We start from the raw sequence: 10,919 nt of genomic DNA, 5'->3' as shown, positions 1-10,919 counted from the left end.
CGTCGGCACGGTCGGACGGATGGACTTCCAGATGGCGCCGGAGGTCATGCTCGAGGCGTTGGCCCGGATTCAGACCGCGCCATCCGCACCGACGGCCGCGACGGCATACGCGAGCGCGGCGCAGCCGCCTGCCGAGCCCACCTTCGACGTGCCCGTCTCGCTCCCCGTCGCCCTGCCCCCGGTCCCCCCGGCGGCCACGGGCACGGAACCCGTCGCGGACCCGCCCGCACACACCGCCGACCTCGGCGCGGGGACGGACGACGACGAGACGGAGCTGACCGTCGACCGAAGCGCCCTCCTCGAGGCACGCAACGCCGCGCAGAACCAGACCTTCTCCGGACCCAGCGTCCTCGCCGTCCTCTGCTCAGCGGGCCACCCGACGCCTCCGCACAGTGATCGCTGCCGGGTGTGCGGCTCGAGCATCCCGCCGCAGGAGCCGTTCACGATGCCGCGACCGCCGCTGGGCGTGCTCCGCCTGTCGACGGGTGACGTCGTGACCCTCGACCGCAGCGTGCTGCTCGGCCGCGCGCCGAAGCTCGGCGACGGCCTGGCCGTCCACGACCGACCGCACGTGGTCAAGGTCCCGAGCCCCGAGCGTGACGTCTCGCGCAACCACGTCGAGGTCATCCTCGAGGGCTGGCACGTGCTCATCCGCGACCTCGGGACGACGAACGGCACGACGGTGACGCTGCCCGGCGAGAGCCCGCTCCGCCTGCGTGCCAACGACCAGCAGGTCCTCGAGCCCGGGTCGCTCGTGTCCATGGCCGACGAGGTCTCCTTCACCTTCGAGGCGGCGTCGTGACCCGCACGCCCGACCACCTGCCGGCCGCGGACGGAGGTGCCTCGTGAAGAAGGGTGCGCCCCCGAAGATCCCGGGTCTCGTCTTCGTCCAGCCGCTCGGCTCCGGCGGCTACGCCGACGTCTTCCTCTACGAGCAGCAGAGCCCCCGCATGCCGGTCGCGGTCAAGGTGCTCAAGTCCGAGGGCCTGACCGACGCGCTGCGCCAGCAGTTCGTCGAGGAGGCCGACACCATGGCCGCCCTGGGCGACCACCCGTACATCGTGCAGGTCTTCCGTTCCGGTGCGTCCGACGACGGCCGGCCCTACCTCGTCATGAAGTACTACCCGCCGCCCAACCTGGCGATGCGGGCCCGGGCCGAGCGCTTCTCCGTCGAGGACGTCCTGCGCACCGGCATCCAGCTCGCGAGTGCCGTCGAGACGGCGCACCGCGCCCACATCACGCACCGCGACATCAAGCCGGCCAACGTCCTCATCAGCGCCTACGGCGCTCCTGGCCTGACCGACTTCGGCATCGCCGGTCGCGGCGCCCGCGAGGGCGACGCCCCGGCCGAGACCACCGACGACGTCGGCGTCTCGGTGCCGTGGGCCCCGCCGGAGGTGCTCTACGGCCAGAGCGACGGCGACGAGCGCTCCGACGTCTACTCGCTCGCCGCGACGCTGTGGCAGCTGCTCGTCGGCCGTTCGCCGTTCGAGATCCCGGGCGGTGACAACTCGGCGTATGCGTTGATGCCGCGGATCCGGAGCACCGCGCCGCCCGCGACGGGTCGCCAGGACGTGCCGGCCGGTCTCGAGCGCCTGCTGGCCCAGGCGATGGCCAAGGACCCCGCGCACCGACCGGCGTCGGCGCTCGAGTTCGCCCGGGCGCTGCAGGCGGTCGAGCAGCAGCAGCGGTTGGGCCGCACGCCGATCGTCGTCCTCGACGAGCAGGGTCACACGACGCTCGTCAGCCAGACCCAGGGCTCGCCGACCGGCCGCGGCGGTGACGACGACGACCGGACCCGGATCAAGGCGCCGCAGACCGTGGTCGCCCAACCCGTCGGTCCGTCGCCGACGATGCTCGACGACGAGACGCGCCGCCGCTCCGAGGCCGGCGGGCAGCGGTGGTCGCCCGCACCGATGCCGAGCCCGAGCGTCGCGGCCGCAGCGGCCCCGGTTCGTCCGGCCGCCGTGACCGACCCGGTGAGGAGCCAGACCGCTCCGCTCGGGAGCGACTCCGCCGAGGAGGCGACGGTCCGTCGCGCCGCGAGCACGCAAGGGACACAAGCACGTCCGGCTTCCGCGCCGGCACCGACGTCCCCGCTCGCGAAGCCCGCGGTGCTCTGGGGTCTGGCCGCCTCGGTCGTCGTGCTCGTCGGTCTCGTCATCTTCCTCGTGCTCCGGTCCGGGTCCGGTGACCCGACTCCGGCGACGCCCACGCCGAGCGCCACCGTCTCGATGCCCGGTGACGACAGCGCGATCGGCGACGGTGTCTTCGACAAGCCCACCATCTCGGCGACGTCGGGCCGGGGCAGTGTCCGTTTCACGTGGAACTACCCGCAGCCCTCCACGAAGGACACCTTCCGGGTGTCCTACGGACCGACGCCGTCCGACGCGGGGAACCCGGAGCGGGCCAGACTCGTCTCCGTCACGGCCAGGACCTACACCGTCAAGGCACCGAAGGGCACCAAGGTGTGTGCCACCGTCGTCGTGGCCCGCGCTGGCCAGGCCTCCCCGGGGGCCGACGTCCAGTGCGAGACCGCGCAGTGAGGGCGGGCGGCACCAGCTGCTGAGTATGCCGGCGGGTGGACACGAAACGGTCGGACCGGCAACCTCGACGCAGACACCACCAAACCACCACAGACGTCCGTAACGCCGCGCGGCCGGACATCGTTAGCCGCGAGCACCCGCGCGAGAGCGTGTCGACAGGGATTAGGGGACCTGATCGTGATCCACAGCAAGGTGACCGTCGTGTTCTGCGGCGAGGAGTACTCCGTGTCACCCGACACCGGCCTGACCATCGGTCGCACCGGCGACATCGAGGTGGACGACAACCCCTACCTGCACCGCACCTTCCTCGTCGTGTCCTTCGAGAACGGCTTCTGGTGGCTGAGCAACACCGGCTCGACGCTGACGGCCACGGTCGCCGACGAGCAGGGCCTCTTCCAGGCGTGGCTCAACCCGGGCGCGAAGATCCCGCTCGCGATGAAGCAGCTCATCGTCTGGTTCACGGCCGGCCCCACGACCTACGACTTCGAGATCCACGTCGCGAGCCCCGCCTTCACGTCGGTGACGGCCGACCCACCCGCCGACTCCGACGACGAGGAGGTCGGCGCGGCCACGGTCGGGCGCGTCTCGTTCACCCCCGACCAGAAGCTGCTCATCGTCGCGCTCTGCGAGCCGTTCCTCCGCCGCCGGGAAGCGGGTACGAGCCAGATACCCTCCTCGGCCGCTGCCGCCGACCGGCTCGGCTGGACCATCACCCGTTTCAACCGCAAGCTCGACAACGTCTGCCAGAAGCTCGCCGACGCCGGCACGCGCGGCCTGCACGGCGGCGTCGGCAAGCTCGCGACCAACCGCAAGGCCCGACTCGTCGAGCACGCGCTCTCGACGAAGCTCGTCACCGAGGACGACCTCGCCCTCATCGACGACCCGGCCACCACCGACACCACGCCAGCTGAAGAGAACCGGCCCGAGGACCGCATGGTCGTCGCCGAACAGGGGAACGCATGAGCACCGCCGCCACCAAGCGACGGGTCGGAGTCATCTCCACCGTCGTCGTCGCCCTCGTCGCGAGCCTGCTCGTGTGGCTCGCCGCCCGCAGCGAGGGCGAGGTGGCACGCAAGGCCGACCTCAACGACGGTGGCATCTGGGTCACCAACTCCGAGCAGGCGCGTTTCGGCCGCATCAACAAGCCGGCGGGGCAGCTCGACGCCGGCGTCCTGTCCGACGGCTCGACCGGCTCGGGTCTCGACATCTTCCAGGACGGCGCCGCGATCGTCGGCTACTCCAAGGCGAGCAACCAGATCGTCCCGATCAACCCGGCCGAGGGCACCCTCGCTCCTGAGCAGTCGATCGTCGTGCCGAAGCCGAGCACGGCCACCGGCAACCGCGTCTTCACCACCCCCCTCGTCGACGTGCGCGGCGGGACGATCGCGATGATCGACGCGGCCAAGGGCGAGCTGCGGGCCCAGCGGGTCGACGACCGGAGCGGCATCACCGGCCTCGACGCCCTCCAGACCCAGGCCAAGCCGCTCGCGAAGGTGGGCGGCAACTCCGCCGTCGCCGTCGGCGTCGACGGCACGGTGTATGCCGTGTCCGCCGAGGTGGGCACGGTCACCCTGCTGAGGCCCGAGGGCAACGCCTTCGCCAAGCCGGTCACGACGAAGCTCGGCTTCACGTCGAAGTCGGCGCAGGTGACGGCGGTCGGCAGCCACTGGGTCGTCTGGGACTCCGCCACCGGCAAGCTCTACTCCGACGCGCTCACCGAGCCGGAGCAGCTCTCGCTCGGCAACGCCGAGCCCGGCAACCCCGCCTTCGCCGCCCTCCAGCAGCCGGGCCCCGACGCGGCGTCCGTCCTCATCCAGGACGAGGCGCAGCTGACGCAGGTCTCCCTGACCGGCGACAGCCCGACGACCGGTGGCGTGAAGCTGAGCCAGGGCGCTCCGGGCCAGCGGCTCTTCCTCTCCGCGCCCGTGCGTCTCGCGAGCTGCATCCACGCGGCGTGGGCGGGGGCCTCCAACGTCTACTACGGCCGCAACTGCGGGTCGCCCACCGACGCCGACACGGTCGACCTCGGAGCGATGAAGAAGGGCGTGCGCACCGACGGCGTCAAGCTGCGCGTCAACCGTGGGCTCATCGTCCTCAACGACCTCGACTCCGGTGACGTCTGGGACATCGACCGCAACCGCGTCAAGATCGACAACTGGAACTCGGTCATCCCGCCGCCGCAGACCGACGACAAGAACAAGAAGAAGGACGAGAACCTCGTCGACGACGAGGTGAGCCGCACGCCGCCCAAGGCGCAGCCGGACAACCTCCAGGTCCGTGCCGGGCGCACCTCGACCCTGCACGTGCTCGACAACGACTCCGACTCGCAGGGCTCGATCCTCGCGATCTCCCCGGGGGACGTCACCCAGCCCGGCGTCGAGGGCATCTCCTCGAGCGCCTCGGCCGACGGCCAGACCGTCCAGGTGACCGTGCCGGAGGAGGCCAGCGGCTCGTTCTCCTTCGACTACACCGTCAACAACGGCACGACCGCCAAGAACGGCCGGGCCACGGCCAAGGTCAACGTCCGCATCGTCGGCGCCGACACCAACACCCCGCCGAAGATCCGTACGGGTCAGGCCAAGCTCGCCCAGGCGAAGTACCCCGTCGTGGCGAGTGGCTCGGTGCGCATCGGCGTCATCGCCGACTGGCGCGACGCCGAGAACGACCCGATCCAGGTCTCGGCGGTCGACCCGACGACCACGGGCGTCGACGGCTCCGGCGCGCTCACGGTCAAGGCCCAGGGCGACAAGGGCGACCAGGTCGTCGACTACGTCGTCGACGACGGCCGCGGCGGCACCCAGAAGGCGTCGGTCACGCTCGACGTGCTGAGCGAGCAGGGCAGCAAGGCCGTCCCGCCGAAGACGCAGCCCGACGCCGTGCGCGCGGTCGTCGGCAAGCCGGTGCAGCTCCAGCCGCTCGGCAACGACATCGCCGGCGCCGACCCGACCGACCCGCAGGCCCGCATGCGCCTCGCGCAGTCGGTCAAGGGCCCGGGCCAGCTCAAGCTCGACACCAACCTCGACACGAGCGTCCTCACGGTGACGGGGCAGACCCCCGGCACCTCGACGGTGACGTATGCCGCCCAGGTCGGTTCCGGCGTCAGCGTCGGCCGGATCCGCGTCGACATCCTGCCGAACCCGTCGGTCGACCTGCCGCCCGTCGCGACGCCGGACGCCGCCGGGCTCCGTGGTCAGACGCCGGTCATCGCCGACGTGCTCTCCAACGACTACAGCCCGCGCAGCGACGTCCTCGTGGTCCAGCGCGTCGTCACCGGTGACGCGTGGCTGCGCGTCTCGGTCGTGCAGGGCCGGTGGGTCCGCGCCGAGGCCACGGCCCCGCTCGACGGTGACACGCCGCGCCGCGGCACCGTCAGCTACACGATCAGCGACGGCACGAAGACCGCGGTCGGACAGCTGTCGGTCGTGCAGAAGCCGGAGCCCAAGGACAAGGTGCTCCCGACGGTCGTCGACGACGTCGCGACCGTGCGCGTCGGTGACGCCGTGACGATCCCGGCGCTCGACAACGACTCCATGAGCGAGGGCATCCCGCTCAAGCTCGACCCCGCCGGCGTCAAGGTGCTCTCCGGCGGCGGTCAGGCCTTCGCCTCCGGCACCGTCGTGCGCTACGTCCCCGACCAGGAGACCCTCAAGGGCCCGACGTCGGCCATCCTCGAGTACGCCACCTACCCGGAGGGCCTGCGCGCCCGGGCGGTGACCGGGCGCATCAACGTCACGATCAACCCGCTGCCCGATGCGGTGAAGTACCCCAACCAGCCCCCCTCGGCGCGCAGCTTCTCGGCCAGCGTGACGGCCGGTGACACCCTGGCCATCACGGTGCCGACGAGCGGCGTCGACCCCGACGGTGACCTCACCTTCGTCAGCGGGATCGTCGGCGAGGACGGCAAGGCCGTCGACCTCAAGCTCGGTCGTGTCCTCGGCTTCGGTGCCGCGACGATCCGCTACGAGGCCTACCCCCGCAGCGCCGGCACGGAGGTCATCCGCTACCAGCTGCGCGACCGCTTCGGCCTGACGAGCGAGGGCTTCGTGCGCGTCGGCGTCGTCCAGCCGGGCGACCCGCAGCCGCCGGTCGCCGTCGAGGACGACGTCGTCGCCGCCCCTGGGCGCACGGTCCACGCCGACGTCCTGTCCAACGACCTCATCGCGGCGGGTGACTCGGTGTCGTTCGTCGACCTGTCGACGCTCAACGACGCCGACGTGCTCAAGGACTTCCAGAAGCAGAAGGACGACACCTTCAAGGTCGTCGCCCCCGAGGACGGCCCGGCCAAGGTGCTGACCTACGGCATCACCGACGGGCTCTTCGACGCGTCGAAGTCGACGTTGACCGTCCGCGGCCAGAAGGACTTCAACAACCCGCCGATCGCCGTCGACGACACCGGCCTCGCCAAGCAGGGCGAGACCTCGATCCTCGTCGACGCGCTCGCCAACGACCGCGACCTCGACGGTGACCAGGCGAGTCTCAAGATCACGAAGTTCATCGGCGACGGCGTCGCCCGCGAGGGCCGCAAGCTGCGCATCCAGCTGCGACCGCAGGCCCGCGTCGTCCCGTACGTCATCGAGGACGCCGACGGCGCCTCGGCGATGGCCCTCATCTACGTGCCGGCCGGCACCAACGGTGTGCCCTACGTCGTCGACGGCAAGACCATCAAGATGGGCGCCGACTCGACGGTCGACGTCGACCTTGCCGACTACGTCGTCGACCCGCGCGGCGGCAGGATCGCGGTCACCTCGCCCGAGACGGTCTCGACGTCGCCGGAAGATGACCTCCAGTCGTCGGTGACGTCGGCCACCGCACTCAAGCTGACCGCGACCAACGGCTACGTCGGTCCGGCCGCGCTCATGCTCGAGGTCACGAACGCGACAGGTCCGGCCGACAAGACGGCCCAGACGACCTACGTCACGATCCCGGTCCAGATCGGGCCCGACGTGCCGGTGCTGCGCTGCCCCGACCACGAGGTCCGCCTCGTCGCCGACGGCCCGGCCCGCACCTTCGACATCCCGAGGCTCTGCCACGCGTGGCTGCCCACCGGGATGGACGCCAACACCGCGCAGTACGAAGCGACGTGGGACCCGGCCATCGACCGCGTCGACCTGAACCAGGCGGGCGCCGGTGGGCGCCAGGTCGTGCTCAGGGCCCAGCCGGCCGCCCAGGAGGGCTCCACCGGTGCGGTCACCGTCAAGGCCAAGGGCGGGGCGGAGTCCTACAAGATCAAGGTCCGGGTCGTCAGCGCCCCGCCCGCCGCGACCCTGCGTCCGGTCCGGATCGAGGGCCTCATCGCCGGGACGAGCCGCACGGTGAACCTCTCGCAGTACCTCGACAGCCCGCTGACGGCCCCTCGCTGCCAGGTGCAGTCGGCCCGGGTCGTCTCGGGCACGGGCGTCAGCGTCACCCAGAGCGGGTGCCAGCTCACGGTCTCGGCCTCCGACAAGGGTCGCGGTGACGCCCGCATCACGGTGCAGGCCGTCGACGCTCCCGGTCGACCCTCGGCGCTCGGCCAGGTCTCCGTCAGCGTCCGCAGCAAGCCCGACCCCATGGCTGCCCCGACCGCGGTCGCCGACCGCATCCTCGGCAGCAGCGCGCGGGTCGACTTCCGCCCGCCGGCCTACGACGGCGGCCTGCCGATCCAGGCCTACGAGGTCACAACCATCGGACCGGGCGGCGGCACCAAGGCCTGCTCGTCGTCACCGTGCACCATCACGGGTCTGACCAACGGTCAGGACTACTCGTTCACCGTCCGCAGCCGCAACCCGGTCGGCTGGTCCGACCAGAGCCCGCGCAGCAACACGGTGCGGCCCGACACCAAGCCGAAGGCGACGTCGATCACCGACATCACGCCGGGCGACCGCAAGCTGACGGTGCGCTGGAGCGAGCCGCCCAACGAGGGCAGCAAGGTGCTCAAGTACCGCGTCCAGTGGGTCAACATCGGCGGCAGCGCCGGCGCCACCGGACAGGCGGAGGTCGCGGCCCCTGGTCTGACCAAGGTCATCAGCGGCCTGATCAACAACGACGCCTACAACGTCCGCGTCCAGGCCAACAACGAGGCCGGCTGGGGTCCCTTCGGGGCCCAGGTCAAGGCCCAGTCCTTCGGCAAGCCGGCTGCCGTGCCCGCTCCGACGCTGAGCCCGCGCGACCCGGTGCCCGGCGAGACCAACGCCCAGGTCTCCATCGCCTGGGAGGCGACGGACCCGAACGGTCCGCCCATCACGAAGTACGACGTGTTCCGTCGCACCGGTGGTGGCGCCTGGAGCCTCATCGCGACCCGCTCCGGTGGTGACTCGCGCGTCGCGAGCGACACGATCCCCTACGAGGGCCAGACGGTGCAGTACGTCGTGACCGCCACCAACGGCGGTCCGGCAACCTCCGACAAGGCCAACTTCTCGAGCTACACGGCCAACGGCTACCCGGACACCCCGACCCTCCTCACGGCCACGACCCCCCGCGCCGACAAGACGATCGACGTCACCTTCCGGGTCGGGAGCGCGCACGCCGGCGGCTACGACCGGATCCACTGGACGACCGACGGGGTCACCGGCTCGTTCCCCTGCTCGGGCACCAGCTGCCCGACTGCCGGGACGACACGGCCGCTCGACACGACGTCGAGGACCATCGCCATCCGGGCCTGCAACTCCGCCGGCTACTGCTCGCCGATGTCCAACGCGATCCGGGTGCACCCCTACGGGCCGACCAACGCCATCCGCAACCCGGGCGAGAACCACGACAACAACAGCATCACGTTCACGTGGAACGCGCCGACCAACAACGGCCGCCCGATCACGCAGTACCAGGTGACCGGCGACAAGAACGAGACGTTCGGCGCCGGCCGGGAGTCGACGACGATCGGTGGCCTCGGCTACAGCGACACCCGCACCATCCGGGTCCGCGCCTTCGCGACCGACTCGGGCTGGGGTCCGTACACCTCGATCTCGGGCACGACGAACGCCGCGCCCAAGCCCAAGGTGAACTCGGTCTACAAGGGCAGCGGCTGCGGCGCGACCGGGTGTCTGAAGCCGGACGGCACCCAGTGCGGCTCCAACTGCAACCACATCGGCTACAACCTGTCGAACTACACCGGCGCCATCAGCTGCACCGTCGACAGCTCCGACGGCGGCTGGTCCAACCCCGACAACGGCTCCGGCGGGTCGCACCGCCCGAGCAACGGCGGCAACGACTCCAACAAGTTCTTCGGGTTCCCCAACGGCTGGGTCCGCGTGACCTGCTCGTCGTCGAACGGGTCCGACTCCGCGCAACGCAATCCCTGGGGGTGACGGTCCGCTCCCGCGAGGGAGCCGGCCGCGCCCCGACCCAGCCACACGGCATACCCCACGATCGATGAAACACATGACAGGAGAACGACACCCATGACGGCCACTCCCACCACAGGTCGCATCACGCAGGAGCAGGTCACCTGGTTCGCGCACACCTTCGACCAGCTCGTCGGCAACATCGAGAAGGCCGTCCTCGGCAAGCAGCACGTGACGCGGCTCGCGCTGACCTGCCTGCTCTCCGAGGGCCACATGCTCCTCGAGGACTTCCCGGGCACCGGCAAGACGCAGCTCGCCCGCGCCCTCTCGGCCACGGTGCAGGGCACGCACAGCCGCATCCAGTTCACGCCCGACCTGCTCCCGAGCGACGTCACGGGCGTCACGATCTACGAGCCGACCAAGCAGAGCTTCGAGTTCCACCCGGGCCCGATCTTCGCGACCATCGTGCTCGCCGACGAGATCAACCGCGCCTCGCCGAAGACGCAGTCGGCGCTGCTCGAGGTCATGGAGGAGGGACGGGTCACCATCGACGGCAAGCCCCACTCCGTCGGTGAGCCGTTCATGGTCATCGCGACCCAGAACCCCATCGAGCAGGCCGGCACCTATCGCCTGCCCGAGGCGCAGCTCGACCGCTTCCTCATGAAGGCGAGCGTCGGCTACCCCGACCACGAGGCGACGATCGCCGTCCTCGCCGACGCCAAGACGCGTGACCGCGCCAAGACGCTGAGCCCGCTCATCGCGAGCAACGTCATCGTCGAGATGTCCAAGCTCGCCGACGAGGTGCACGTCGACCCGGCGATCCTCGGCTACGTCAGCCGGATCGCCGAGGAGTCGCGCCGTCACCCGTCGCTCAAGCTCGGCCTCTCGGTCCGTGGCTGCCTCGCCTACGTCCGCTGCGCCAAGACGTGGGCCGCGAGCCAGGGCCGCACCTACGTCGTGCCCGACGACATCAAGCTGCTCGCCGAGCCGATCCTCAGCCATCGCCTCCTGCTCAACGCCGAGGCGCAGTTCGCCGGGACGACCGTCGAGCAGTGCGTCGACCAGATCCTCGGCGACATCGCGCCGCCGGCCGAGCGCGCCTCGGCCTGACCGC

Annotated in this window: 5 protein-coding genes; all 5 read left to right on the top strand. The window is 71.0% G+C overall.

Going from position 1 to position 10,919, the window contains the following annotated elements; translation table 11 throughout:
• Positions 1 to 802, top strand: an 802-nt coding sequence (locus tag ASH01_RS19035) for an FHA domain-containing protein (RefSeq protein ID WP_235509668.1), incomplete at its 5' end; no start/stop codon positions are given.
• A 43-nt stretch (positions 803 to 845) separates the two neighbouring features.
• Positions 846 to 2,546 carry a serine/threonine-protein kinase gene (locus ASH01_RS19030; protein ID WP_056779674.1) on the top strand — a complete coding sequence of 567 codons (1,701 nt, stop codon included), beginning with the start codon at positions 846 to 848 and terminating at the stop codon, positions 2,544 to 2,546.
• Between the two features lie 177 nt (positions 2,547 to 2,723).
• Positions 2,724 to 3,509, top strand: a complete 786-nt coding sequence (locus ASH01_RS19025; RefSeq protein ID WP_056779672.1) for a hypothetical protein — start codon at positions 2,724 to 2,726, stop codon at positions 3,507 to 3,509.
• Positions 3,506 to 9,829 (top strand): Ig-like domain-containing protein, encoded by a 6,324-nt coding sequence (locus tag ASH01_RS19020; RefSeq protein WP_056779669.1) that lies wholly within the window; start codon positions 3,506 to 3,508, stop codon positions 9,827 to 9,829. Before ASH01_RS19025 ends, ASH01_RS19020 begins: the two co-directional genes overlap by 4 nt.
• A 93-nt stretch (positions 9,830 to 9,922) precedes the next feature.
• Positions 9,923 to 10,915, top strand: coding sequence for an AAA family ATPase (locus tag ASH01_RS19015; RefSeq protein ID WP_056779668.1), 993 nt, complete (start codon positions 9,923 to 9,925; stop codon positions 10,913 to 10,915).
• Positions 10,916 to 10,919: the final 4 nt, after the last annotated feature.

This window comes from Terrabacter sp. Soil811 (assembly GCF_001429655.1).
GTDB lineage: Bacteria > Actinomycetota > Actinomycetes > Actinomycetales > Dermatophilaceae > Terrabacter.
Note: the sequence above shows the minus strand (reverse complement) of the source record. Positions and strands in the feature narration are given on the sequence as shown.

Coding starts and splice junctions, on each gene's coding strand:
- ASH01_RS19015 (WP_056779668.1), top strand. CDS start 9,923: ATGACGGCCACTCCCACCACAGGTCGCATCACGCAGGAGCAGGTCACC.
- ASH01_RS19020 (WP_056779669.1), top strand. CDS start 3,506: ATGAGCACCGCCGCCACCAAGCGACGGGTCGGAGTCATCTCCACCGTC.